Source organism: Paractinoplanes aksuensis (assembly GCF_024137025.1).
GTDB classification, from domain to species: domain Bacteria; phylum Actinomycetota; class Actinomycetes; order Mycobacteriales; family Micromonosporaceae; genus Actinoplanes; species Actinoplanes aksuensis.
This window is the reverse complement of sequence record NZ_JAMYJR010000018.1, coordinates 93375-118198: the sequence shown is the minus strand read 5'-3', so window position 1 is coordinate 118198 and position 24824 is coordinate 93375. Positions and strand designations below refer to the sequence as shown.

Here is a 24824-nt window from a genome sequence, read left to right as displayed (position 1 = left end):
TGAGCGGGGGTGTGGGGGGTCACTGCAGCACCTTGGAAGTGAGGTCTTCATCGCGAGCTATGACGAGGTCGACGGCCGAGGCGGTGGCTTCTTCGGTGGACGAGCCGGCGGCCGACCCTCCGCTGCCGGCCGACCCGCTGCTGCCTGAACCGGAGCCGGAACTGCCCCCGGAGGCGGACGAGCCCGAGCCGGTCGGGCTCGGGCTCGTCGGGTCGCCGGTTCCGCCACCGGCGCCGCCGGTTCCGCCGCCGCCGTCGTCACTGGTCCCGCCGCCGGTCCCGCCGGTCCCCTCCGAGCCGGGCGGCGCCGGCGGCACCGGGACGACCGGCTCGGTCGTCGGGGTGGTGGTCGGAGTGGTGGGCGTGTCCCCGCCCGGCGGCGGGATCACCACGACCGGCCCCGGCTTGGGCGAGGTGGTCGACTCCGGGATCTTCGTGGTCGTGGGCGGCTTGGGCTTGGTGGTGCTGGTCGTCTTGCTCGGCGTGGGCGTCCTGGTCGCGGCCGGAGTCCGGGTGGACTCCAGGCGGGGCGTCCGCGGCCGCGCGGTTGTGCGGCGGGGCAGCGGATCGGCGACGGAGAGGGCCCGCGCCACCTGGGTCGGCGTCGGGGTGGGGCTGGGCGCGGGGGCGGGCGGCTTGGGGGCCGGCGTCTCCTTCTTCTCGGGCTCGAGTCCGGGCAGCGGCAGCACGGCACTGGAACGGACCGGTCCGCCGGCGAGGCTGACGCTGATCAGTCCGCCGTACAGCATGACCAGCACGCCGAAGGCGTACGCGATCCGCCGCAAGAACCGGCTGCGGCGCCCGGTGCTGTCGACGAAGACCGGGGCGGGCATCTCGACAGAGATCACCTCGGTCGCGAGAACGTCGGTCGCAACGAAATGCGGGTTTTCAGGCTCCTGCGAAGTCACGCGGCGAGCTTAAAAAGATAATTGGCGATCTTGCTATTACTCACCCTCGGGAGTGACGGATGATCGTTTCCCGGAAATCAACCGAAATGATGAGGCCCAGCGTTTGACCAGATAGCACGTCATATGTGCCACGGCCGGGGACAGATCTCTGAGCTGCACGGGGATGACGAAGGGCCGAAGGTTACGCCGATTTCCCCATTGTTTTCCTGTCGCATTAACGACAATGAAAGAGGCAAAATGGCGAAGCTTATTCATGGCCCTAATTGTGCGCCTTAATAAGAATATACCATTATGTCCAACTTGTCGGTCCTGTGCGTGATCGAAATTTGAAATTCCCCTGGCCACCCGTTGAATCCGTCATCAGAGGTCGTTAAGCTTCATCTTGCGCGCCCCTATCGCCCGCTTCCCCCGTGGCAGGCGATCGGGGCGCGCTCTTTCTTTTCCAGCTTTGCTCCCGTGCCGGTTGAGCCTGGAAAGCATCGAGCCGCCGCGTGGACCATGTCCACGGCGACGGCTCGGGTGGGACGGACTAGATCCAGCGGCCGCCCAGCCACATGCGGTTCGACCAGGATTCGTACGGGATGGTCTGGCCCACGAAGACCGGATAGAAGTAGGCGAAACAGATCGCCACCAGCACCAGATAGGCTGCGGCCACCACCGTGCCCACCAGCTGGCGATCGGTGCGCGACGAGCCCGCGACGATGCCCTGCGGTGGCGTCATGATCGCCCCCAGCACGTAGACCACGGCCAGGATCAGGAACGGCAGGGCCGGCAGGGCGTAGAACGAGAACATCGTGCGCCCGTCCTTGACCGCGTAGTAGAACCACGGCAGCAGCCCGGCCGCCGCCGGCACCAGGATCGCCCACGCCCGCCAGTCGCGTCGGGCCAGGCCGAACCAGATCAGCCCGGCCAGCGCGGGCAGGAACGACCACCACAGCACCGGCGTGCCCAGCAGCAGGATCTCGCGGGCGCAGCTGGACGCCCCGCAGTCGCCGCTGTTGTTCCAGTAGAACGCGACCGGCCGCCCGAGCAGCAGCCACTGCCACGGCCAGGACTGGTAGACGTGTCGCTCGGTCAAGCCACTGTGGAACGTGTACGCCTCGTGGTGGTAGTGCCACAGGTTGAGCAGGGCGCCCAGGAACGGCGGCTCGCTGAGCCCGTTGGCCTCGCGGTAGTGCCGGAAGTAGCCGGTGTCGGTGACGAACCAGCCGGTCCAGGTCGACAGGTAGATCACGAACGTGAGCCCGAAGCTGAGGAACAGCCAGCCCAGGTCGCCGATGATGCCGGCCAGGAACGGCCCGCGGACCCCGGCCGAGCGACGGGCCTGGGTGCGCCAGGCGATGACCAGGCCGGCCAGGAACGGGGCGAAGAACAGGGCGCTCCACTTCACGCCGCAGGCCAGGCCGAACAGGACGCCGGCGACCAGCAGCCACCCCGGCACCGCGCGCGGCACGTACGGGGTCTGGCCGGGGTCGTACCCGTTCTCGAGCGCCCGCAGCAGGTGGCGGCGGTAGTGGTCGCGGTCGAGCACCAGCGCCGCGAACGTGGCCAGCAGGAACGTGGCCAGGAAGATGTCGAGCAGCGAGGTGCGCGACAGCACCAGCTGGAAGCCGTCGAGGGCCATGAGCATCCCGGCCAGCCCGGCCAGCAGCACCGAATGGAACAGCCGGTAGGCGACCCGGACCAGGATCAGGACCATGACCGTGCCGGCGATCGCGGCCGGGAAGCGCCAGCCCAGCTCGGTGTTGCCGAACATCAGCTCGCCCAGCGCGATCAGCCATTTGCCCAGCGGCGGGTGCACGACGTAGGCCGCGCTGTTGGTCTTCTCGTCCCACTCGACGCCGTGCTGGAGCATGTCCCAGGCGTCGGTCGGGTAGTAGACCTCGTCGAAGATGTAGCCCTTCGGGTTGCTGATCCCGTTGAGCCGCAGGATCGCCGCGATCGCCACGACGACGGCGGTGACCAGCCACGAGTGCGGGTTGAGCCAGTTGTCGAGCGTGCTCAACCGGCGCCGGACGATCTCGGGGACGCCGCGCACACCCCCGGGCTCGGCCGCCGCGGGCGGTTCCGGGGTGAGCTCAGTCTCCGTCGTGGGCGCCGTAGTCACCCCGCGATCGTAGGGCGTGCGGCTGGAAGGTGACGCCTGCCGTCACCGGGCCCGGGCGTGTGATGGACTTTCCCGGTGGACTCGTCAGAGAAAGGCCGGGTGGTTCTGCTCGGCGCCCCGCTGGGCAACGTCGGCGACGCGTCGGCCCGGCTGCGTGAGGTGCTGTCGACCGCCGACGTGATCGCGGCCGAGGACACCCGGCGGCTGGCCCGGCTGACCCGCGACCTGGGGGTGACGGTCACCGGCCGGATCGTCTCGTACTTCGAGGGCAACGACGAGCGGCGTACGCCGGAACTGGTCGATGCCCTGGCCGGCGGCGCGGTCGTGGCGGTGGTGACCGACGGCGGGATGCCGAGCGTGTCCGACCCCGGCTTCCGTCTGGTGCGGGCCGCTCTCGACGCGGGTTATCCGGTCACCGCGGCGCCGGGTCCGAGCGCGGTGACGACGGCGCTCGCGCTCTCCGGGCTGCCGAGTGACCGCTTCGTCTTCGAGGGCTTTCTTCCGCGTACGGGCTCCCACCGCCGCTCGCGTCTGCGGGAGCTGGCGGCCGAACCCCGCACGCTGGTCTTCTTCGAGGCGCCGCACCGCATCACGGGCATGCTGGCCGACGCCGCGGCCACCTTCGGCGACGAGCGCCCGGCCGCGGTCTGCCGCGAGCTGACCAAGACGTACGAGGAGATCCGGCGCGACACGCTGGCCGAGCTGGCCGCCTGGGCCGGTCGCGAGGAGCCCCGCGGCGAGATCACCGTCGTCGTCGGGGGCGCCCCACCGCGCCCGGCCGAGCGCCCGGCCGACGAGGACCTGCGGGCCGCGGTGGCGGAGCGTGAGGCGGCCGGGTCATCGCGCCGGGACGCCATTCAGGCCGTGGCCGACGAGCACGGCATCCGCAAACGTGAGGTCTATGCCCTGGTCCACGGTCAGTAAGCGGCGGCCAGAAAGCCGGCCAGCAGGGCCAGCGGGCCGGCCAGGCTCAGCAGCACGGCGGCCCGGCGGGCCCGGGCGGTGTCGAGCCGGCGCGCTTTTGTCACGCCCGCGATGGCATAACCGCAGAGCAGCACCAGTGCGAAGCCGAGCATCCAGCGCAGCTGCAGCAGGGCGCCGGTTCCCCCGACGTACGCCTGCAGGCTGTCCGGACTGACCATGCGGGCCGGGGTCACCGCGCCCGGCTGGCGGGCCTGTCCCTCCACGCCGAGCAGGCGCACCTGCGTGATCGTGTAGCGGCCGTCGGCGTCGGCGAACCGGCCCGCGCAACGCTGGGTGACGCCGTCGCCGGTGCAGCGGGTCGTGGTCGCGTACCCCTGGTCGCCGTGGCCGACCGCGAGCCAGAACGGCTCGGCGCTGACCCAGGCGAAGAACGCCGCCACCAGGCCCAGCGCGACCAGCGAGACCTGGGCCGAGACGGGACGGCCGGTCGGTTTGCGGGTGGCCCGCCCGGTGCCCCGGTGCCGGGGGCGGGTGAGCACGGGCGGGGGTTCCTGGCCCGGCGGCACCTCGATCGTGTCGTCGGCCGGGTCGCGCCAGAACGAGGAGTTCTCCAGGCGCTCGAGGCGGGCGTCGGTGGACGGTGATCCGGTCGGCGGGGGCAACGGCTCGGTCGGTCGGGCGCCGCCCTGGCGGGGCCGCGCGGGCATCGGCCGGTCCAGCGGGACGGTCGGGCGGTGGTGCAGGTTGGGCTCGGGCAGCACCATCACGTCGTCCGGCGGCGGGGTGACCGTGGCCTTCGGCGCCGCGACCGGCGGTTTCAGCGGAGGCGGTGGCATGGCCGCAGCCTTCGCAGCGGGCGGTGGCACGGCCCCCGCGTTCATCGGGGGCCAGGGCTTGGTCCGGGCATCCGCATCGGGGCGCGGCGCGGCCGGCTTGCTCGCGACGGGAGGCTGCGGGGGTGCGGTCACGGCGCTGGGCGGCACCGCGACAGGCGTGGGCGCGGCCGCGGCGACGGGCGACGGTGCCACGGGGGCGGGCGTGGCCGGGGCGTCGGCGGTCACCGTTTCGGGTGATGCGCGGGCGACATGGCCGGCCGCGGGGCGCAAGGGGTCGTACCGGTGCGGGTCGGGGCGGTCGTGGTCGCGCTCGACCGCCGGCGGGTCCGCCACCAGTGGGTCGACGGCGAGTTCGGCCGCCACGTCCTGGGCGCCGGCCGCGTGAGCCTCAGCTGCGACTCCCGTCCGCGGCACGGACTCGGGCGGGAGCAGCACCCCGGTGCCGCCCGCGGCCTGTTCGGCGGCCTGGGCGGGCCGTCGGCGCGGGTGGCGGGCGGGGGCGGGCATCGGATCCCCGGCCGAGCGGTCGGTCTCGCCGCGCCACCAGGCCGCGTCGGGATCGGCGAACGACCACGGGTCGCCCTCGCTGCGAGGTGTTTCCCCAGGTTGTGGCGTATCTCCGGACACGGCTCCATTGGACTACGCGGGCGCGCGACCGGAGCGTTTTGAATCGGGCGTGTCGTGATAAATGAGTATCTCGCCGAGGGCTGAACCAATCCGTTCGCTGGCGGGCCCGGCCGCTCACTACTCTTAGTCCTCATGAGTCACGTTCTCGCCGCGGTCGCCTGGCCCTACGCCAACGGCCCGCGCCACATCGGTCATGTCTCCGGCTTCGGGGTGCCCTCCGACGTTTTCAGCCGGTACATGCGGATGGCCGGCCACGACGTGCTCATGGTCTCGGGCACCGACGAGCACGGCACGCCGATCCAGGTGCAGGCCGACGCCGAGGGGGTGACCGCGCGCGAGCTGGCCGACCGCTACAACCGAGTGATCGTCGAAGACCTGCACGGTCTGGGCCTGAGCTACGACCTGTTCACCCGCACCACCACACGCAACCACTACGCCGTGGTGCAAGAGCTGTTCACCGCGCTCGAGCGCAACGGCTACATCGTGGCCCGCACGACGCTGGGCGCGCGCTCCCCGTCGACCGGGCGCACCCTGCCCGACCGCTACATCGAGGGCACCTGCCCGATCTGCGGCTACGACGCGGCCCGCGGCGACCAGTGCGACAACTGCGGCAACCAGCTCGACCCCGAGCAGCTCATCAACCCGCGCTCCAAGATCAACGGTGAGACCCCGGAGTTCGTCGAGACCGAGCACTTCTTCCTCGACCTGCCGGCCTTCGCCGAGGCCATCGGCAACTGGCTCGACCAGCGGGAGAACTGGCGGCCCAACGTCCTCAAGTTCAGCCGCAACCTGCTCGACGACCTGCAGCCCCGGGCCATCACGCGCGACCTCGAATGGGGCGTGCCGATCCCGCTCGACGGCTGGCGCGACCGCAACGACAAGCGCATCTACGTCTGGTTCGACGCGGTCATCGGCTACCTGTCGGCCTCGATCGAGTGGGCCCGCCGCTCCGGCGACCCCGAGGCCTGGCGCAAGTGGTGGTCGGCCGACGGCGAGGGCAAGGACGCCCTGGGCTACTACTTCATGGGCAAGGACAACATCGTCTTCCACTCGGTGATCTGGCCGGCGCTGCTGCTGGGCTACTCCGGCGAGGGCGACAAGGGTGGCGAGCCGGGCGAGCTGGGCCGGCTCAATCTGCCGACCGAGGTGGTCTCGAGCGAGTTCCTGACGATGGAGGGCAAGAAGTTCTCGTCGTCGCGCCGGGTCGTCATCTATGTGCGCGACTTCCTCGAGCGCTACGACGCCGACGCGCTGCGCTATTTCATCGCGGTCGCCGGTCCCGAGTCCAACGACACCGACTTCACCTGGGCCGAGTTCGTCCGCCGCAACAACGACGAACTGGTCGCGGGCTGGGGCAACCTGGTCAACCGGTCGATCTCGATGGCCGCCAAGAACTTCGGCGCCATCCCGGCCGTGGCCGAACTCACACCTGACGACGAAGCCCTGTTGGCTGTGGCCCGGGCCGGCTTCGCCACGGTCGGTGAGCTGATCGGCAAGCACCGGCAGAAGGCGGCGATCGGCGAGGCCATGAAGGTGGTCGCCGAGGCCAACAAATACCTCTCCGAGCAGGCCCCGTGGAAGCTCAAGGCCGAGGACGAGAAGCCCCGCCAGGGCACCGTTCTCGCGGTCGCGCTCCAGGTCGTCAGCGACGCCAACACGCTGCTGACGCCGTTCCTGCCCCACTCCGCGCAGAAGGTGTTCGAGCTGCTCGGCGGTCAGGGCGTGCATGCGCCGATGCCGAGCATCGAGCAGGTCGACGACCTCGACGGCGGCCCGTCCTATCCCGTGCTCACCGGCGACTACACGGTCGGCGCGCGCTGGGAATCGGTGCCGCTGGTGGCCGGCACGCCGCTGGCCGCGCCCAAGCCGGTCTTCCGCAAGCTCGAGCCCTCGGTCGTCGAGGAAGAGCTGGCCCGCCTGGCGGAGTGACATCAGCCGATCGGCCAAGACCCGTTCATACCCTCCGGTGTGGACGGGTCTTGTGTTCATTTATGGGATTGATTCACGTAACAGTGATCCGGTAGCGTTCGCGCTCCACGGGGGAACACCAGCGTTTCATCGATACGGCGTCGTTCTATCGCGCTCGTGTCTATGCGTCCCCTTCGTGCGGTTATATCCCCTCGAAGGAGCTTTCTCTTGAAGTCTCGCCTCTCGCGCCCGCTGCTCGCGGTCGTCGTCAGCGGTGCGTTCCTGATCGGCGGCGGCGGTTTCGCCGCGCCGGCGTTCGCTGACCCGTCCTCGGAGCCGACCACGACGGCGCCGACCACGGAGCCACCCACCACCACGCCGACGGCCACCGAGCCGCCGGTCACGCCGCCGCCGGCGACGGAGGAGCCGCCGGCCACCACGCCGCCGGCCACCACCGAGCCGCCGGCCACCACGGAGCCGCCGGTCACCACGCCGCCCGCGACCACGCCGCCGGTGACGACGCCGCCGCCCACCACGACCACCCCGCCGCCGCCGGTGGACAAGACCGCGCCCACGGGCGCGATCGGGGTGAACCGGTGGAGCGTCTACCCCGGCCAGTCGATCACGCTGACCCTGAGCGGCATCAAGGACAACGTCAGCACCCCCGCGCAGATCAAGCGCGTGGTCACCTGGGGTGACGGCACGAGCTCGACCGTGAACCCGACCGCCAAGACGGTCGCCCACACGTACAAGTCGTCGGGCAAGAAGCCGATCACGCTGACGCTGACCGACGCCGCGGGCAACAAGCGGGTCGTCAAGTCGGTCGGCCCGACGGTCGTGCCGCAGTCGGTCAAGTACAAGCTGAACCGGACTTCGGTCTTCCACGGTCAGAAGTTCATCTGGGACCTGCAGAGCGTGCCGGCCGGCGCCACCAAGATCACGGTGGCCTGGGGCGACGGGCGGGCCACGGTGATCTCCAAGCCCAAGAAGCAGAAGATCACGCGGCACTACTACTCGACCCCGGACGGCAAGTACATCGTCACGCCGGGCACGAAGACCATCAAGGTGACGGTCTACAACAAGTACGGCGCTGCCACCCCGCAGGTCGCGGGCAAGGTCGCGCTGAAGAACGACACCGCCCGCCCGGTCGTCAAGGTCACCGCGCCCTCGAAGCCGAGCAAGGCCTCGTCGTGGAAGTCGGTCAAGGGCACCGCGACCGACACCGGCTCCGGCATCAAGGAAATGGCCATGGTCACCCTGGTGATCAAGAGCAACTCGGCCTCCTGCTACGCGCCCTCCAAGAAGAAGTGGCTCGACGCGACCTACGACACGCCTGACGCGTGTGTCGTCATGGTGAAGCCGTCGAAGGGCAAGTTCTCGACCTCCCTGAAGAACACCCCCAAGGGGCAGCTCGGCATCATCGCGATCGCCGGGGACTGGGCCGGGAACCTGAACTCGATCCCCGAGTCCTCGTACCCGTTCGTCTACACGCGGCGTATCAGCTGAGCCGGTAACAACAGCGCGAAGCCGGCGTCACCCCGCGAGGGGTGACGCCGGCTTCGGCGTTGACGGCTAAAGGGCGTACGGGATATCGGCGATGTGGTGGTCGATCAGCTCGCCCACCGGGGCCCACGATTCATAGACGCCGCGCTCGTAGCAGCGGGCGCCCGTGTGCTGCAGCGAATCGTTGTCCGGTCGCACCAGCCGCAGCCGGGCCCAGGCCTCGTCGCGTTGCAGCACCCAGCACGGCGTGCCCCGCCACAGGGTCTGCTCGGCCCGGCGGCTCAGCGTCGACACCGGATAGCGGGCGGCCCGGGTCAGGGCCCGCACCCGGAACTCCTCGGGCGGGTCGGCCACCGCCTCGTACTCCTTGCCCTTGATCTGACCGACCAGGCGGGCCGAACCGGTGGTCGTGCAGGGCACGTACTCGCGGTCGGGGCTGACCCCGGGCAGGTTGTCGAGCAGACCGCGCCAGCGCGGACCGGCCAGCCGCAGCCAGCCGTTCTGTTCCGGCTGGTACGTGTACAGGATGACCTCTTCGCCCCCCGGCACATGGGCGATGATCTGCGAGTTGGCCGGGATCGGCAGGTCGGCGAACCCGGCCGTGACGTATTCCGGGATCAGCTCGCCGGTGCTGGGCGTGAAGCCGGTGCCCAGGATCATCGCGCCGATCCGGTTGTGGGCCTGCAGCATGGCCAGACCGGGCTGGGCCGGGCCGCCCGGCACCTCGTAGTCGAGCGGGTCGACGGCCCGCCAGCGCAGGGCGAACGCCACCTCGGAGTCGGTGACCCCGTCGGTGCCGAGCAGGGCCAGGTCGCGGGGGTCGCTCAGGTGCGCGACGTCGTAGGCTCGATAGCAGAAGCCGTACGGAAGCCAGCCGCCCAGATGGCCGGAGACCTGGGCCGGCGAGAGAATCTTGACCATGCGGGTGCCCCGGCGGACCGCTGCCGTGGCCCGGATCTGGCGCAGGACGGGATCGTCGCGGTAGTTGGCCGACTGGCTCATCGACTGCACCTGGGCCCAGCCGAGGTCGCGCCGCAGCGGGGCGGAGAGCGGAGGCTCGAGCGGATCTGTGTCGATCATGCTGTCCTCGCCGGTCACAGTCACCCGGCGGAACTTAGCCAAGAGCAGTGGATGTCAGGTGAACAACCGGTGTCCACGAGGTCGAAGTGCAGAATGTCTCACATGTCATCGTCACCTTCGGAGTCCCGCCGCGAGAAGGCCCGCCGCCGCGCCGGCGAGTTCCCGGCGCCGCCCGAGCCGCTCGCCGTGCCCGTGTTCGACAGCCACACCCACCTCGACCTGACCGTGCAGGAGGCCGGCGTGCCCGGCGGCGGGTCGGCTGACCCGGTCGAGTCCCTGATCACCGCGGCCGCCAAAGCGGGGGTGGACCGGATCGTGCAGGTCGGCGTGGACGAGTCGTCCTCGCGGTGGGGCGCCGAGCTGGCCGCGCGCCACCCGTCGGTGCTGGCCGCGGTCGCGCTGCACCCGAACGAGGCGCCGCTGTTGTCCGATCTGGACGAGTCGCTGCGGGTGATCGAGGCGCTCGCGCAGCAGCCGCGGGTGCGGGGCATCGGGGAGACGGGTCTCGACACCTTCCGTACGGGAGAAGAGGGCCGCGCGGCCCAGGAAGCCGGCTTCCGGGGGCACATCGCCATCGCCAAGCGGTACGGCAAGGCGCTGATCATCCACGACCGGGACGCCCACGAGGACGTGCTGCGGGTGCTCGACGAGGAGGGCGCGCCCGAGACGGTCGTCATGCACTGCTTCTCCGGCGACGCGGCGTTCGCCACCGAGTGCGTACGCCGGGGGTTCTATCTGAGTTTTGCCGGGACGGTCACCTTCGCCAACGCCGGCAACCTGCGCGAGGCGGCCGCGCTCACACCGGCCGGGCAGCTCATGGTCGAGACCGACGCGCCCTACCTGACCCCCATGCCGCACCGGGGGCGGCCCAACGCGTCGTACCTGATCCCGCTGACCGTGCGGGCGCTGGCCGAGACCCGCGGCAGCGACCTCGACGAGTTGTGCGCCGCGATCTCGGCCAACGGCGAGCGCGTCTTCGGACCCTGGAGCTGACTGCGTCACGCCCTCACGGGTACCCCGACTAGGCTCAACAGCCATGGCTGACGCTCTTCTCGGCCCGGCGGAGATCCGGGAACTGGCGACCCGGCTCGGCGTGGCCCCCACGAAGAAGCTCGGCCAGAACTTCCTGCACGACCCCAACACGATCCGGCGCATCGTCGCGGCCGCCGGTCTGACCCCCGGCGACGTGGCGCTCGAGGTCGGCCCCGGGCTCGGCTCGCTGACGCTGGGCCTGGCCGGGGCGGTGCGGCACGTGCACGCGGTCGAGATCGACCCCCGGCTGGCCGCGGCCCTGCCCGAGACGGTGACCGCGCCCCACCTGACCGTGCACCACGCCGACGCCCTGCACGTGAAGGGGGCCGACTTCGACCCCGCGCCCACGATGCTGGTGGCCAACCTGCCCTACAACGTGGCCGTGCCGGTGGTGCTGCACCTGCTGGCCGAACTGCCGACCCTGCGCGGCGGCCTGGTGATGGTGCAGAAAGAGGTCGCCGACCGCCTGGTCGCGGGTCCGGGTTCCAAGGTGTACGGGGTGCCCTCGGTCAAATTGGCCTGGTATGCCGAGGCCCGGGCGGCCGGCAAGGTGCCCCCGGCCGTCTTCTGGCCGGTGCCCAATGTGGACTCGGGCCTGGTCGCCTTCGCCCGTCACGACCCTCCGCCCGGTGTCGACCGAAGGGATGTCTTCGCCGTGGTCGACGCCGCTTTCGCCCAGCGCCGCAAGACCCTGCGGGCCGCGCTCGCGGGGTGGGCCGGTGGCGCCGCCCAGGCCGAGAAGGTGCTGGTCGCGGCCGGGATCAGCCCCCAGGCCCGCGGCGAGGCGCTGACCGTGGGGCAATTCGCCGCGATCGCCGGGGCAGCAAAACTGTCGCCCTCCGGCGGTAAGCTCAGCCCGTCCGAAAGGCAGCCCGAGGAGGTGGACTCATGACCACAGCGCCAGCCGGGTCGGTTCCGGTGCTGAGCGAGCCGTTCGAGCTGCAGATCGGGGACGTCACTCCGTGACCGAGGCGTGGGGACCGGATGACGACGAGCCGCGGCGGCATCACGGGCCGGTCCGCGTGCGGGTGCCGGCCAAGATCAATCTGCACCTGGGTGTGGGTCCGCTCCGGGCCGACGGGTTTCACGAGCTCAACACCGTCTATCACGCGATCAGCCTGTTCGACGAGCTGACGGCCCGGGCCGGCGACACGCTCACGCTGACCATGGAGGGCGAGGGCACGGGCACGCTCGCGCTCGACGAGACCAACCTGATCATCCGGGCCGCCAAGGCTCTGGCCGCCCGCACCCGGGTGCCGGCCTACGCGCGGTTGCACCTGCGCAAGACCATTCCGCTGGCCGGTGGGCTGGCCGGGGGCAGCGCCGACGCCGCGGCCGCGCTGATCGCCTGCGACCTGTTGTGGGGCACCGGCATGGCCCGCGAAGAGCTGGCCGAGATCGGGGCCACGCTGGGCTCCGACATCCCGTTCCTGCTGCACGGCGGCACCGCGCTCGGCACCGGGCACGGCGAGGCGATCAGCCCGATCCTGGCCCGGCCCACCACCTGGCACTGGGTGGTCGCGGTGGCCGAGGGCGGGCTCTCCACCCCCGAGGTCTACCGCAAGCTCGACGAGCTGCGCGCCGGCTCTTGGCCGCCGAAGCCCCTGGGCGACGCCGACGAGCTGATGTCGGCCCTGCGCCAGCGCGACCCCGAGGTGCTCGGCGCCGCGCTCGGCAACGACCTGCAGCCGGCCGCGCTCGCGCTGCGGCCCGAGCTGGCCGACGTGCTCAAGGCGGGCAGCGAGGCCGGGGCGGTCACCGGCCTGGTCTCCGGCTCGGGGCCGACCTGCGTGTTCCTCGCCACCGACGCCGCCCACGCGGGCCAGGTCGCCGCCGGTCTCAACGCCGCGGGGGTGTGCCGCGAGGCGGTCACCGCGCGGGGGCCGATGCCGGGGGCGCGGGTAACCTAGGAAGCATCGTGGCGAACATCATCAACCTGGACCGGGTGAGCAAGGGTTACGGCGCCGCCGGCCAGCTGCTCACCGACGTTTCTCTCGGACTCGACGACGACGCCCGCATCGGCATCGTCGGCCTCAACGGCGCCGGCAAGTCGACGCTGCTGCGCATGCTGGCCAAGAGTGAGGATCCCGACTCCGGCCGGGTCACCCACCGGCGCGACCTGCGCGTGGCCACCCTGCCCCAGACGTTCTCGCTGGCCGCCGAGGCGACCGTGCGCGACGTCGTGCTGGGCACGGCCTGGCTGTCCGAGGGCATGGGGGCCGAGCACGAGTGGGCCGGTGACGCCGGTGTGCGGGCCATCCTCGACGGCCTCGGCATGGGCTACCTGGGCCTCGACACCCCGGTCGGCCCGATGTCGGGTGGCGAGCGCCGCCGGGTCGCGCTGGCCGCGCTGCTCGTCCGCGAGAGCGACCTGCTGATCCTCGACGAGCCCACCAACCACCTCGACGTGGCCGGTGTCGACTGGCTCGCGCGCTACCTGCTGACCCGCCGGGGCGCGCTGGTGGTCGTCACCCACGACCGCTGGTTCCTCGACGCGGTCTGCACGGCGACCTGGGAGGTCGCCGACCAGCAGGTGCTCACGTACGAGGGCGGCTACGCGGCCTGGACGCTGGCCCGGGTCGAGCGCCAGCGGGTCGAGGCCGTCATCGAGGCTCGCCGGCAGAATTTGCTGCGCAAAGAGATCGCCTGGCTGCGGCGGGGCCCGCCGGCCCGGACGTCGAAGCCCCAGTTCCGCATCGACGCCGCCAACGCGCTGATCGCCGACGTTCCGCCCGTGCGCGACAAGGTGAGCCTGCAGCGGCTGGCCACCACGCGGCTCGGCAAACAGGTCTACGACCTCGAGGACGTGACGCTCGACGCCGGGCCCAAGCGGATTCTCGAGGGGCTGACCTGGCAGGTCGGGCCGGGCGACCGGTTCGCCATCCTGGGCGCCAACGGCGCCGGCAAGACCACCCTGCTGCGGCTGCTGGCCGGCGTCACCACGCCCGACGGCGGCCGGCTGGTCACCGGCTCGACGGTGCGCGCGGCGTTCCTGTCCCAAGAGCTCAAGGAGCTGCCGGGCGACCTGCGCCTGCTCGAGGCGGTCGAAGAGGTGGCCCGCCGGGTCAAGCTGGGCGACCGTGAGCTGTCGGCCGGTCAGCTGGCCGAGGTGTTCGGCTTCACCGACAAGCGCATCTGGACGCCGGTCAGCGACCTGTCGGGCGGCGAGCGGCGCCGGTTGCAGCTGTTGCGCCTGCTCGCCACCGAGCCCAATGTGCTGCTGCTCGACGAGCCCACCAACGACCTCGACACCGACACCCTGGCCGCGCTGGAAGACCTGCTCGACTCCTGGCCGGGCACGATGATCGTGGCCAGCCACGACCGCTATCTGGTCGAGCGGGTCACCGACACGGCGTACGGCATGTTCGGCGACGGGCGGCTGGTGCACCTGCCCGGCGGCATCGACGAATACCTGGCCCGCGCGGCCGAGCGCACTGACGGCGGCGGGCCGGTGGCTCCGGGCGTACCGAAAGAGGCCGCGAGCGGCCTCTCGGCGGCCGACCTGCGGCAGGCTCGCAAAGACCTGTCCCGGCTCGAGCGGCAGCTGGCCAAGCTCGACGAGCGCGTGGTCAAGATCAACGAGAAGCTGGCCGAGCACGGCAGCGACTACGACAAGATCATGGAGCTCGACGCCCAGCTCAAGGCCGTTCAGCAGGAACGCGGCGAGGTCGAGGAGGCCTGGCTCGAGCTGGCCGAGCAGGTGCCCGGAAGCTGATCCGGGGGGTGTGCCTGCGCCGCTTGGGGGCAATACGCGAGAATCGGCGGGTACAACACCTGACTTGGAGACGGACACCATGGCGCACACCCCGGTCAACCACCCGCTGCGGCCTCTGTACCGGGCGCTGAGCTTCCTCGTCGGCGCCTACCTGGTCGCGTTCGGCGTCATCGGGCTGATCCAGACGTCCGGCGAGAGCTTCACCGGCGCCAGCGACGTCCGCGTGCTCGGCCAGGGCTCGAACATGCTGTGGTCGATCATCGCGCTCGCCGTCGGCGCGATCGTGCTGGCCACCGCCGCGCTCGGCCGCAACCTGGACGTCGAGGCCAACAAATACCTGGGCTGGGCCGTCCTGGTCATCGGCAGCTACGAGCTGGCCACCAGCCGCACCGACGCCAACTTCTTCGGCTTCACCATCGCGACGGTCGTGGCGACCTACCTCGTGGGTCTCGCGCTGATCACCGCCGGGCTCTACCTCAAGGTCGCCCCGCAGTCCCAGGTCGGCGCCCCGCGGCAGGTGCGCGAGGGCCGCCCGGCCTGATGGCGCACTACCCCCTCAACCACCCCCTGCGTCCCGTCTTCCGCGCTCTGGCCTTCCTGACCGGGGTCTACCTGACGCTGGTCGGGGCCATCGGCCTCGGCGTGACGGCCGGCGACCCGTTCTTCCACCGCGGCTCCGACTGGGTGCTCGGCCTGCGCACCAACCCGGCCGCGGCGTGGCTCACGCTGCTGCTGGGCGTGGTGCTGCTGGCCGCGGTGGTGCTCGGCCGCAACGTGTATTACCGGGTCACGCTGGTGCTGGGGTGGGTGCTGGCGGGCTACGCCATGATCACAATGGCCCTGATCCAGACCGACGCGAACGTCCTCAACGTCTCGATGGTCAACGTGATCGTGCTGGCCGCCCTCGGCCTGGTCGTGCTTACGGCCGGCCTCTACGGCAAGATCGGCACCCCCGAGGCGGCGCAGGGCGAGTCGCGGGCCGCGCACGGGTCCCGCGCCTCCGCCCCCACTTCCTGACGACCGCCCGGCCTTAGCTGCGCGGTCTCACCAGAACCTCGGCCCGGCGTGTCCGGCCGGGGCGGGGCCAGCGGTTTCGGCGTGCTGCAGTTCGGCGATCCGCGACGCCTCGACCAGGGCCGCCTGGTCGTCGGGTCCGGCACCGGCCGGCACACGCCGGCCCGGGCCGACAGCTTCTCCAGCCCCATACCCCGCACTGGCGCGCGGGTCGTCACGGCAGCCGCGCTGTTCGAGAAGCCCAGCCCAACCCGGCTCGGCCCTGCCTAGCGGGTTTTGCGGGTGATCAGGGTTGGTTTCGCTTCGAGGTTGGACAGGCCGTTCCAAGCCAGGTTGACCAGGTGGGCTGCCACCATCTCTTTCTTGGGCTTGCGGGCCTCGCGCCACCACTGCCCGACCAGCGCGACCATGCCGACCAGGGCCTGTGAATAGAGCTCGGCGAACTTCGGATCGAGCCCCCGGGACTTGAACTCGGCCCCCAGAATGTGCTCGACCTGGTGGGCCACGTCGTTCATCACGCTCGAAAAGGTGCCCGCCGGCGACAACACGGGCGACTCGCGGGCCAGCACCCGGAACCCGTGCGGCTCGTCCTCGATGTAGTCGAGCAGGGCCAGAGCGGCCTGTTCGAGCAGTTCCCGGGGGTGGCCGGCGGTCAGCGCGGTGGTGATCCGGTCGAGCAGCGCCCGCACCTCACGGTCGACGACGACCGCGTACAGCCCCTCTTTGCCGCCGAAGTGCTCGTAGACCACCGGCTTCGAGACCTTGGCCCGCGAGGCGACCTCTTCCACGCTGGTGGCGTCGTATCCCCGCTCGGCGAAGAGCTGACGGCCGATCGCGATCAACTGCTCCCGCCGCTGGGCCGCCGACATGCGCACCCGCGGGGCCGTCGCCGGTCGGACCCGCCGCTGTTTGCCGTCGCCCTCGCCAGGATCCGTCACCCAGCCATCCTGCCAGGTCCCTTGTGAAGCCATTGCCCCGTGGCGCCGGAGGGTGCAGCCAACCATGCATCCAGCATGCGCCGAGCAGCCTGACCTCGAGCCAGCGGCACTTGGCACACCTTGGGGCTTACACCTCTTCGTCTCAGCGTAATTATGTAGGTACATCAGGATGTACTCGGTCAGGAAGGAGTGGTCAGTTGAATTCGGAAGAGCGCGCAAAGTTCGAGTTTGCTCGAATCGAGGTTGTCGCGCAGATGGACAGGGATCGCGACGTATCGATCGAACGAGTGGTTCTACATCGATCGGATGCTGGCGGATGCGCGTACGCTGGGCGAACTAGACGAGCGACTAGGGGGTAGTCATGGCGCTTAGTTACGACGAGCTGCGCACGTGGGTCGAGGATCGGAACCGGCAGGAGCTGAAACAGGCACGAGCTGAGTTGCACGAGCAGGCGCGGCGATCGCAGGAGACAGCCGCCCAGTTCCACGAGCACATGGCGGCGATCGCCCGTGAGGGTGGTGACGAGCAGGCGGCGGTCCGCCATGAGCAAGAGGCGGCGCGGGAGCGTTCCGTGCCGCTGCCGAACGCGGCCTGAGGCCGACCGGCGAGGGGCCGGCGCCGTGAAGTTGCCCTGGGGTGACGAGTGTGGCGCCGGCCTCTCGCCGCCGGGCGGGTGGGCGGCGCCGGGGTGCCGCTAAGATATGACCGGTGGACATGGCCCGATGGGCGAATGTCTGATTGGTCCCGGATCGTCTAATGGTAGGACCGCGGCTTTTGGTGCCGTTTATAGGGGTTCGAATCCTCTTCCGGGAGCAATGCGTCTGTGGCTGAGTCGTCGCCGCCCCTTCTTCAGTGACTACTGCGAGCACAGGAGTACCGCGTGAGTCAGGCCCCTCGTACCGTCGTCGTCCTCGCTGCCGGTGAAGGCAAGCGGATGAAGTCCGCGACCCCCAAGGTGCTGCACCCGCTGCTCGGGCGCACCCTGGTCGGGCACGTGCTGAGCGCGGCGGCGCCGGCCGGGGCGGACCGGACGATCGTGGTCGTCGGGCACAAGGCCGAGCAGGTCGAGGCCCACCTGGCCGAGGTCGCCCCGGCCGCCACCCCCGTGCTCCAGGCCCAGCAGAACGGCACCGGTCACGCCGTACGCCTGGCCCTCGAGGCCGCGCCCGAGGTGACCGGCACCGTCGTGGTGCTGAACGGCGACGTGCCGCTGCTGCGGGCCGAGACGGTGAGCAGCCTGATCGAGGCGCACGAGTCCGGCGCGCGGGGCGCGACCGTGCTGGCCGCCGAGGTGGGCAACCCGTCGGGGCTGGGCCGCATCGTGCGTGACGCCGCGGGCAACCTGGAGCGGATCGTCGAGGAGCGGGACGCGTCGGCCGAGGTGCGCGCGATCCGCGAGATCAACGCCGGCATCTACGCGTTCGACGCGGCCTCCCTGCGCGAGGCGCTGTCCAAGCTGTCGACCGACAACGACCAGGGCGAGGAATACCTCACCGACGTGTTCGGGATCCTGGCCTCGGTGGGTCACCCGGTCGGGGTCTTCGTGGCGCCGGACGCCGACGAGACGCTGGGCTGCAACGACCGGGCCGAGCTGGCGAGCCTGCGGGCGCTGATGCGCGACCGGGTCAACGAGGCCTGGATGCGTGCGGGCGTGTCGATCCTCGACCCGTCGACCACCTGGATCGACGTGACCGCGCGGCTCGAGCCGGACGCCGAGATCGACCAGAACTCGCAGCTGCTGGGCGAGACCACGGTGGCCGCGGGCGCGATCGTCGGGCCGGACACGACCCTTATCGACAGCACGGTGGGCGCGGGCGCGGTGGTGCTGCGGACCCACTCGATCGGGGCCGAGATCGGGGCCGAGGCGACAGTGGGGCCGTTCTCGTTCCTGCGGCCGGGCACCAGGCTGGGGCGCAAGGCCAAGGTCGGCGGCTTCGTCGAGACCAAGAACGCCGAGCTGGGCGACGGGGCCAAGGTTCCCCACCTGTCGTACGTGGGTGACGCCACGATCGGGGCCAAGGCCAACATCGGCGCGGGCACGATCTTCGCCAACTACGACGGCGTCACCAAGAGTCACACCACGGTGGGTGAGGCCGCGTTCGTCGGTTCCGACACCGTGCTCATCGCGCCGGTCGAGATCGAGCCGGGGGCGTACGTGGCCGCGGGCAGCGCGATCCAGAAGGATGTGCCCGCCGGCAGCCTGGGCGTGACCCGGGCGCCGCAGCGCAACGTCGAGAACTGGGTGACCCGGCGCCGGGCCGGCACGGTGTCGGCCGAGGCGGCCGAGCGGGCGATCGCCCGGAAGGACGAGGGCGGCGAGGTCAGCACGGCCGTCTGAGTCAACTGACGGGAATCCGACGCGCACCGGCCGCGTGAACGACCCACTCTGAGCTGGAATGATCCCGCGAGGGTGAGGCATCCCACCCGGCGGGCGCGGAACGTGGCGCGAAGGTGGCCGCGGGGGATACTTCACTCGAATCACATCCCCACCCCCTCGATCCAACGGGAGTAGCGAGCCGATGGGCAGCATCGTCGCGGAGAACCGCAAGTCTCTGATGCTTTTCTCCGGTCGGGGTTTCCCGGAGCTGGCGGAAGAGATCGGCCAGGTGCTCGGCGTCGCGCCGACCCCCGCCGACTCGTACGAGTTCGCCAACGGTGAGATTTTCGTCCGCTTCAAGGACTCAGTGCGCGGCTCGGACGCGTTCGTCGTGCAGTCGATGACCGAAGGTGTCAACCGTTGGGTCATGGAGACCCTGATCATGATCGACGCGCTCAAGCGCGGGTCGGCCAAGCGGATCACAGTCGTGTTGCCGTTCTATCCGTACGCGCGGCAGGACAAGAAGCACCGCGGCCGCGAGCCGATCTCGGCGCGCCTGGTCGCCGACCTGCTCAAGACCGCCGGCGCCAACCGGATCCTCACGGTCGACCTGCACACCGCGCAGATCCAGGGCTTCTTCGACGGCCCGGTCGACCACCTGTTCGCGATGGACATCCTGGCCGAGCACGTCGAGAAGAAGTACGCGGGCCGTCCGCTGACCGTGGTCGCGCCCGACTCGGGCCGCGTGCGGGTGGCCGAGCGCTGGACCGACCGGCTGGGCGGCTGCCCGCTGGCCTTCATCCACAAGACCCGCGACCCGCTCAAGCCCAACCAGGTGGTGGCCAACCGCGTCGTCGGTGAGGTCGAGGGCCGGGTCTGCCTGATCGTCGACGACATGATCGACACCGGCGGCACGATCACCAAGGCGTCCGACATCCTGTGGGAAGAGGGCGCGGCCGACGTGATCGTGGCGTCGACGCACGCGCTGCTGTCCGACCCGGCGACCGAGCGGCTCAAGAACAGCAAGATCAGTGAGCTGGTCGTGACCAACACGCTGCCGCTGCCGGCCGAGAAGCGCCTCGACAAGATCACCGTCTTGTCGATCGCGCCGCTGCTGGCCCGGGCCATCCGCGAGGTGTTCGACGACGGCTCGGTGACAACCCTGTTCGGGGGACTGAGCTGAGCTGCTCGGGTTCGGGCGGAGCGGAGTTGCCCCGGTTCGGGTGAGGCGGCCGGGCCGGCAATCTCGCTTTTCGCGGTTTTGTGATTCGCACATCGCGCCGGCGTGGCCGTTTGCCGGATTTGTGGGGCTGCCGGGGGCATCGAGCGGGTGAAGTTCGCGCACAGTGCCGGACCGCGCCGGACCCGCTGATTCGTACGCGCGCGCAGTAGGTAAGATAGTGCGGTTGCCACGGCGAGGGTGCCCCGCGGTCTGCTGAGGTTCGCAGCCATTTCGGGGGCACCGTGATCGACGCGGTGCTCCGGGCCTGTGCCCCGCGCGCCCCTTGCCCGGCAGCGCCGACGACGGCCTCCAGCACCGACGGCGGCCGCCAGCCACATAACTGCCGCACCGCAAGCACGCCGACTGAGTCGCAGCCCGATCCAAGAGTTTCAGGAGTTTCCCCGTGTCCGAGGTAAAGATCAGCGCCGAGCCCCGCACCGAGTTCGGCAAGGGTGGTGCCCGCCGCACGCGCCGGGCCGGTTTGGTGCCCGCCGTGCTTTACGGCCACGGCGAGAAGCCGCAGCACATCGCGCTGCCGGCCCGTGAGTTCGCCGCCGCCATCCGGCACGGCGGCCTCAACACCGTGTTCACGATCGACATCGCCGGCGCCTCCGGCGCCACGCTGGCCCTGCCCAAGGCCATCCAGCGCGACCCGATCAAGGACACCTACGAGCACGTCGACCTGATCATCGTCAAGCGTGGCGAGAAGGTCCAGGTCGACGTCCCGGTGACGCTGGTCGGCGAGGCCGCCCGCAACACCCTGGTCGTCAACGAGTCGAACACGCTGGCCGTGGTCGCCGAGGCCATGCACCTGCCGTCCGGTTTCGAGGTGTCCATCGAGGGCCTCGAGGCGGGTTCGCAGATCACCGCGGCCGACGTGACGCTGCCGAGCGGCACCGAGCTGGCCGTCGAGCCCGACTTCGTGCTCGCGATCGTCTCGCAGGCGCAGACCGCTGAGCAGCTCGAGGGCGAGACCGCCGAGGGCGGCGAGGCTGCCGCCGAGGGCGAGACCGCCGAGGCCGCGACCGAGGAGTAGGACCCGCCTAGTCGGCGTACGAACGAAGACCGGGGAAAGTGCCTTGTGGGCACTTTCCCCGTCGTGTGTTCAGCCTTCAGTCGGGTTCGGGTGGCGGGCGGGGCGGTCGGATGGGTGTCTGGAGGAGTGGGCTGTGAGCGACGAGTCGCCGTGGCTGGTGGTCGGTCTGGGTAACCCGGGCAAGGAGTACGCCGGCAACCGGCACAACGTGGGCTTCATGGTGGCCGACCTGCTGGCGTCCCGGGTCGGCGCGAAGTTCGGCCGGGCCAAGCGCGTCCAGGGCGAGGTGGCCGAGGGGCGACTGGTGAGCTCTGGTCAACACAGTGGTGGCCCGAAACTGGTGCTGCTCAAGCCGCTGACCTACATGAACTTGTCGGGCGCGCCTGTGGTCTCGCTCTCTCAGTTCTTCAAAGTCCCTGTGTCGAACGTGATTGCCGTGCACGATGAGCTTGATGTGCCGTTCGGACAGATTCGGGCCAAGCGTGGCGGCGGTGAGGGCGGCCACAACGGGCTGCGCTCCATGTCGAAATCGTTGGCCGACAAGGAGTACGCGCGGGTGCGGTTCGGCATCGGCCGCCCGCCCGGCCGGCAGGATCCGGCCGACTACGTGCTCTCCGATTTCGCCGGCGCCGAGCGCAAGGAACTGGACTTCCTGGTCGACCGGGCGGCCGACGTCGTCGAGGCGATCGTGCTCGAGGGCGTGGAGTGGGCGCAGAACAAATACCACGGCGGTTGATGCCGCGGAGTCGAAACGTTTAGATCGTTTGGGCGGATTTGTCCGTCCTGCGATCCCGTGACGCTCTCGACTGTCCGACCGTTGGTCAGACGTATGCACCGGTTCGGTGCAAAAGCGACCGGCGTTTGGGGGAGGTTCGGGGTGCAGCAGAAGCTGTCCGCGCATGAGGCGGTGCTGTCCCAGCCGACCGTGCTGCTACCGGCGATCCGCCCGGTGAAACCTCCGGTGCACGCGCCGGAGAACTACGGATGGGCCAACCATCCACCGGCCAATGCCGGGCCCATGCGTACGAGGATCCCGGCCCCGATCGTGCCGATGAGCCCGCCGCCGGCCGGAACGACGATGCACCTGACGCCGACCCGGCCGGCTCCGAGCCGGGTGACCTCGCCCAACCGGCTCGACCCGCCGCCCGGCAAGCCCGACAACGCGGCGCCGCTGTCGGCCGGCGGCAAGACCGACGTCGCCCGCAACCAGGCCATCGACCGGCACTGGTCGGATCGTCCGAGCAAGTCGGCGGCGACCCGGCCGGCCGCACGGCCCTTCGTGCGGGTGCGGGGCCGGCATGCCGCGATGTCGCGCCGGCAGCGCTGGGAACGCCAGTACGTGTGGTCGCTGGTGCTGTGCGACCTGATGGCGGGCACGGCCGCCGGGGCGGTCACCTTCGGGCTGCGCTTCGGCGACGAGGTGACCAGCTACAACCGGGCGTACGTAGTGCTTTCGCTCCTGCTGCCGGCGCTGTTGCTGGCCGTGCTCGCGGTGTCGCGGGCCTACGAGCGGCGGTATCTGTTCGTCGGCACGGACGAGTACCAGCGGGTGCTGCGCGGTGGGGTCGGCCTGATCGCCGGGGTGGCCCTGGTGTCGTACGCGCTGGACCTTGATCTGGCCCGCAGTTACGTCCTGGCCGCCCTGCCCACGGCGATCGGCGCCGCCATCGTCCTGCGGTTCGCGCTGCGCAAACGGCTGCACCTGTCGCGGGCCCGGGGCGAGAGCCTGCGCCGGGTGATTCTGGTCGGGCACGAGCTCTCGGTCATCGGCATGTCCCGCCAGCTGCGGCGCGAGCGCTACCACGGGCTCGAGGTGGTGGGCGCGTGCCTGCCGCCGGGGCACGACGGCGTGGGAGTGGGCGGGCCGCAGGGGCTGGCCGTCTACGGCACGTTCGAGGACGTGGCGGGCGCGGTCGAGCAGGCCGACGCGGACACGGTGGTGGTGCTGAGCTGCCCCGAGCTCGACGGCGCGGCGCTGCGGCGGCTGGCCTGGCGGCTCGAACGCGACGAGGTCGACCTGGTCGTGGCGAGCGCGCTGGTCGATGTGGCCGGGGCCCGGACGACGATCCGGCCGTTCGACGGGCTGCCCATGCTGCACGTCGAGCACCCGCGTCTGCACGGCGGATCGAGGCTGGTCAAAGAGGTGTTCGACCGGATCGGCGCGCTCGCGCTATTGATGATCTTCGGTCCGCTCCTGCTGGGCCTCGCACTCTGTGTGCGGTGCACTTCCCGCGGGCCGGTACTCTTTCGACAGGTGCGGGTGGGTCGCGACGGCCGGTTGTTCCGCATCTTCAAGTTCCGGAGCATGTATGTCGATGCCGAGGCGCGGCTGGCCGAGCTGCGGCATCTCAACGAGCACGACGGCGTGCTCTTCAAGATGCGCGACGATCCGCGGGTGACCCGGGTCGGGCGCTATCTGCGTCGCTTTTCGCTCGACGAGCTGCCGCAGCTGCTGAACGTGGCACTGGGGCAGATGTCGCTGGTCGGACCGCGGCCGCCGCTGCCCTCTGAGGTGGCGGCGTACGCGGACGACGTGCGGCGCCGGCTCGCCGTCAAGCCGGGCATGACGGGCCTGTGGCAGGTTTCCGGACGTTCGGACCTGCCGTGGGAGGAAGCGGTCCGGTTGGACCTGCGCTATGTGGAGAACTGGACGCTGAGTTTGGATCTGGTCATCCTCTTGCGCACCATGACCGCAGTGGTGCGCTCGTCCGGGGCGTACTGATTCGTAAGGAGCTGCAAACAGATGGGCGAGCGGACAGAGACGTCGGCCCGTGTGAACTCCCAGCGGGAGAGCAGTGACGGCGGCACTCCGCCGGTGATCGACGCGGCCTTCGCCCGGTGGCTGGCCGACCGGGCGGGGCAGACCCTGCTCCAGGTACGCGAAGAGATGGGCTACGCCGACGGCAAAGCTCTCAAGGCGGCCGGCGACAAGGCCGCGCACCACCTGATGCGGGCCGAACTGGCCCGCTGGCGCCCGGCCGACGCGGTGCTCTCCGAGGAGGACGACCACGCCCGCGACGCCTGGCGCGAGGGCGAGCAGGCCACCGTGCGCCCGGAACGGCTCGGCGCCTCGCGGGTCTGGATCATCGACCCGCTCGACGGCACCCGCGAGTTCTCCGAGGAGGGCCGCACCGACTGGGCTGTGCACGTGGCGCTCTGGACAGCCGACTGCGCGAGCCCGTCCTGCCTGGCCGCGGGCGCGGTCGCCATGCCGGCCCAGCACCGCACGATCGCCACCGACCACTCACCGGCGTACCCGCCGATGCCGCTGGACGCCACGGCCGGCCCGATCCGGATCGCCGCCAGCCGCACCCGGCCCCCGGCCTTCGTCACCGCCCTGGCCGAGGACATCGGGGCCGAGCTGGTGCCGATGGGATCGGCCGGCGTGAAGATCGCCGCGGTGATCAGCGGCGAGGCCGACGCGTACGTGCACGCCGGTGGCCAGTACGAGTGGGACTCGGCCGCGCCGGTCGCTGTGGCATTGGCCACCGGGCTGCACGCTAGCCGAATCGACGGATCTGAGCTGAAATACAACGAGGCCGACCCTAAGTTGCCGGACCTGGTGGTGTGCCGTAAGGATCTCGCTCCTCGGTTGCTTGCAGCGCTGCAGCGTCACCTTCCGTCAGAATGACGGTTGTCTAAGGGCAACGTAGCCGCA

The 24824-nt window shown here is 70.7% G+C and carries 22 protein-coding genes and 1 tRNA gene; 18 read left to right on the top strand and 5 right to left on the bottom strand.

The genetic code is table 11. From position 1 onward, the window contains the following. Positions 1 to 19 precede the first annotated feature (19 nt). Together M1L60_RS18005 and M1L60_RS18000 are read right to left on the bottom strand one after the other, a co-directional pair. Positions 20 to 907, bottom strand: a complete 888-nt coding sequence (locus tag M1L60_RS18005; protein WP_253238587.1) for a hypothetical protein — start codon at positions 905 to 907, stop codon at positions 20 to 22. 529 nt (positions 908 to 1436) lie between these two features. Beyond that, positions 1437 to 3014, bottom strand: a complete 1578-nt coding sequence (locus tag M1L60_RS18000; RefSeq protein WP_253238586.1) for a dolichyl-phosphate-mannose--protein mannosyltransferase — start codon at positions 3012 to 3014, stop codon at positions 1437 to 1439. A 75-nt stretch (positions 3015 to 3089) separates the two neighbouring features. Between M1L60_RS18000 and rsmI the strand changes: the two genes are divergently transcribed. Then, positions 3090 to 3938, top strand: coding sequence for a 16S rRNA (cytidine(1402)-2'-O)-methyltransferase (gene rsmI / locus M1L60_RS17995; protein WP_253238585.1), 849 nt, complete (start codon positions 3090 to 3092; stop codon positions 3936 to 3938). Here rsmI and M1L60_RS17990 read toward each other — a convergent pair. Then, the gene (locus M1L60_RS17990) at positions 3932 to 5401 is read right to left on the bottom strand and encodes a hypothetical protein (protein WP_253238584.1); all 1470 of its coding nucleotides are present in this window, start codon (positions 5399 to 5401) and stop codon (positions 3932 to 3934) included. The genes rsmI and M1L60_RS17990 overlap by 7 nt on opposite strands. Before the next feature lie 132 nt (positions 5402 to 5533). Between M1L60_RS17990 and metG the strand changes: the two genes are divergently transcribed. Together metG and M1L60_RS17980 are read left to right on the top strand one after the other, a co-directional pair. Beyond that, positions 5534 to 7330, top strand: coding sequence for a methionine--tRNA ligase (gene metG, locus M1L60_RS17985; protein ID WP_253238583.1), 1797 nt, complete (start codon positions 5534 to 5536; stop codon positions 7328 to 7330). Positions 7331 to 7537: 207 nt separating this feature from the next. After that, positions 7538 to 8815: a PKD domain-containing protein gene (locus M1L60_RS17980; RefSeq protein WP_253238582.1), complete on the top strand. Its 1278-nt coding sequence runs from the start codon at positions 7538 to 7540 to the stop codon at positions 8813 to 8815. 66 nt (positions 8816 to 8881) lie between these two features. Here M1L60_RS17980 and M1L60_RS17975 read toward each other — a convergent pair whose 3' ends face one another. After that, complete coding sequence (locus M1L60_RS17975) at positions 8882 to 9916, bottom strand: hypothetical protein (protein ID WP_253238581.1); 1035 nt, start codon at positions 9914 to 9916, stop codon at positions 8882 to 8884. Positions 9917 to 9985: 69 nt separating this feature from the next. On the opposite strand from M1L60_RS17975, the gene M1L60_RS17970 reads away from it, so the two are divergent. The 7 genes from M1L60_RS17970 to M1L60_RS17940 all read left to right on the top strand — a co-directional run bounded on the left by M1L60_RS17970 (position 9986) and on the right by M1L60_RS17940 (position 15923). Then, positions 9986 to 10885, top strand: coding sequence for a TatD family hydrolase (locus M1L60_RS17970; RefSeq protein WP_253238580.1), 900 nt, complete (start codon positions 9986 to 9988; stop codon positions 10883 to 10885). A 43-nt stretch (positions 10886 to 10928) separates the two neighbouring features. Next, positions 10929 to 11816 carry a 16S rRNA (adenine(1518)-N(6)/adenine(1519)-N(6))-dimethyltransferase RsmA gene (gene rsmA / locus M1L60_RS17965; protein ID WP_253238579.1) on the top strand — a complete coding sequence of 296 codons (888 nt, stop codon included), beginning with the start codon at positions 10929 to 10931 and terminating at the stop codon, positions 11814 to 11816. Between the two features lie 70 nt (positions 11817 to 11886). Continuing rightward, the gene (locus M1L60_RS17960; protein ID WP_253238578.1) at positions 11887 to 12834 is read left to right on the top strand and encodes a 4-(cytidine 5'-diphospho)-2-C-methyl-D-erythritol kinase; all 948 of its coding nucleotides are present in this window, start codon (positions 11887 to 11889) and stop codon (positions 12832 to 12834) included. Between the two features lie 8 nt (positions 12835 to 12842). Continuing rightward, positions 12843 to 14639: an ABC-F family ATP-binding cassette domain-containing protein gene (locus tag M1L60_RS17955; protein ID WP_253238577.1), complete on the top strand. Its 1797-nt coding sequence runs from the start codon at positions 12843 to 12845 to the stop codon at positions 14637 to 14639. 64 nt (positions 14640 to 14703) lie between these two features. Then, positions 14704 to 15180, top strand: coding sequence for a DUF4383 domain-containing protein (locus tag M1L60_RS17950; RefSeq protein WP_438862125.1), 477 nt, complete (start codon positions 14704 to 14706; stop codon positions 15178 to 15180). Further along, positions 15180 to 15656 (top strand): DUF4383 domain-containing protein, encoded by a 477-nt coding sequence (locus M1L60_RS17945; RefSeq protein WP_253238576.1) that lies wholly within the window; start codon positions 15180 to 15182, stop codon positions 15654 to 15656. The genes M1L60_RS17950 and M1L60_RS17945 overlap by 1 nt, the downstream gene beginning before the upstream one ends. Before the next feature lie 48 nt (positions 15657 to 15704). After that, positions 15705 to 15923, top strand: coding sequence for a hypothetical protein (locus M1L60_RS17940; RefSeq protein ID WP_253238575.1), 219 nt, complete (start codon positions 15705 to 15707; stop codon positions 15921 to 15923). On the opposite strand, the gene M1L60_RS17935 is transcribed toward M1L60_RS17940, so the two are convergent. After that, a complete protein-coding gene (locus M1L60_RS17935; protein ID WP_438862124.1) occupies positions 15920 to 16624 on the bottom strand; it encodes a TetR family transcriptional regulator in 705 nt (234 codons plus the stop codon). The genes M1L60_RS17940 and M1L60_RS17935 overlap by 4 nt on opposite strands. Before the next feature lie 328 nt (positions 16625 to 16952). On the opposite strand from M1L60_RS17935, the gene M1L60_RS17930 reads away from it, so the two are divergent. The 8 genes from M1L60_RS17930 (at position 16953) to M1L60_RS17895 (ending at position 24797) form a co-directional block, all read left to right on the top strand. After that, the gene (locus M1L60_RS17930; protein ID WP_253238574.1) at positions 16953 to 17186 is read left to right on the top strand and encodes a hypothetical protein; all 234 of its coding nucleotides are present in this window, start codon (positions 16953 to 16955) and stop codon (positions 17184 to 17186) included. 147 nt (positions 17187 to 17333) lie between these two features. Next, positions 17334 to 17404: transfer RNA gene (locus M1L60_RS17925), tRNA-Gln, on the top strand. Between the two features lie 67 nt (positions 17405 to 17471). Further along, complete coding sequence (gene glmU, locus M1L60_RS17920; RefSeq protein ID WP_253238573.1) at positions 17472 to 18929, top strand: bifunctional UDP-N-acetylglucosamine diphosphorylase/glucosamine-1-phosphate N-acetyltransferase GlmU; 1458 nt, start codon at positions 17472 to 17474, stop codon at positions 18927 to 18929. A 181-nt stretch (positions 18930 to 19110) separates the two neighbouring features. Continuing rightward, entirely contained in the window at positions 19111 to 20091 is a 981-nt protein-coding gene (locus tag M1L60_RS17915; RefSeq protein WP_253238572.1) for a ribose-phosphate diphosphokinase, read from the top strand. Between the two features lie 442 nt (positions 20092 to 20533). Further along, positions 20534 to 21166: a 50S ribosomal protein L25/general stress protein Ctc gene (locus tag M1L60_RS17910; protein WP_253238571.1), complete on the top strand. Its 633-nt coding sequence runs from the start codon at positions 20534 to 20536 to the stop codon at positions 21164 to 21166. A 133-nt stretch (positions 21167 to 21299) separates the two neighbouring features. Continuing rightward, positions 21300 to 21902 carry an aminoacyl-tRNA hydrolase gene (pth, locus tag M1L60_RS17905; protein ID WP_253238570.1) on the top strand — a complete coding sequence of 201 codons (603 nt, stop codon included), beginning with the start codon at positions 21300 to 21302 and terminating at the stop codon, positions 21900 to 21902. A gap of 282 nt (positions 21903 to 22184) precedes the next feature. After that, positions 22185 to 23888 carry a sugar transferase gene (locus tag M1L60_RS17900; RefSeq protein ID WP_253238679.1) on the top strand — a complete coding sequence of 568 codons (1704 nt, stop codon included), beginning with the start codon at positions 22185 to 22187 and terminating at the stop codon, positions 23886 to 23888. 21 nt (positions 23889 to 23909) lie between these two features. Then, a complete protein-coding gene (locus M1L60_RS17895) occupies positions 23910 to 24797 on the top strand; it encodes a 3'(2'),5'-bisphosphate nucleotidase CysQ (RefSeq protein WP_253238569.1) in 888 nt (295 codons plus the stop codon). Positions 24798 to 24824 lie beyond the last annotated feature (27 nt).

What these genes read in the sequence shown, in the direction of transcription:
- rsmA (WP_253238579.1), top strand. Translation starts at nt 10,929, where the DNA reads ATGGCTGACGCTCTTCTCGGCCCGGCGGAGATCCGGGAACTGGCGACC.
- M1L60_RS17970 (WP_253238580.1), top strand. Translation starts at nt 9,986, where the DNA reads ATGTCTCACATGTCATCGTCACCTTCGGAGTCCCGCCGCGAGAAGGCC.
- metG (WP_253238583.1), top strand. Translation starts at nt 5,534, where the DNA reads ATGAGTCACGTTCTCGCCGCGGTCGCCTGGCCCTACGCCAACGGCCCG.
- M1L60_RS17930 (WP_253238574.1), top strand. Translation starts at nt 16,953, where the DNA reads ATGGCGCTTAGTTACGACGAGCTGCGCACGTGGGTCGAGGATCGGAAC.
- M1L60_RS17915 (WP_253238572.1), top strand. Translation starts at nt 19,111, where the DNA reads ATGGGCAGCATCGTCGCGGAGAACCGCAAGTCTCTGATGCTTTTCTCC.
- M1L60_RS17945 (WP_253238576.1), top strand. Translation starts at nt 15,180, where the DNA reads ATGGCGCACTACCCCCTCAACCACCCCCTGCGTCCCGTCTTCCGCGCT.
- M1L60_RS17895 (WP_253238569.1), top strand. Translation starts at nt 23,910, where the DNA reads ATGGGCGAGCGGACAGAGACGTCGGCCCGTGTGAACTCCCAGCGGGAG.
- M1L60_RS17900 (WP_253238679.1), top strand. Translation starts at nt 22,185, where the DNA reads ATGCGTACGAGGATCCCGGCCCCGATCGTGCCGATGAGCCCGCCGCCG.
- M1L60_RS17935 (WP_438862124.1), bottom strand. Translation starts at nt 16,624, where the DNA reads ATGGCTTCACAAGGGACCTGGCAGGATGGCTGGGTGACGGATCCTGGC.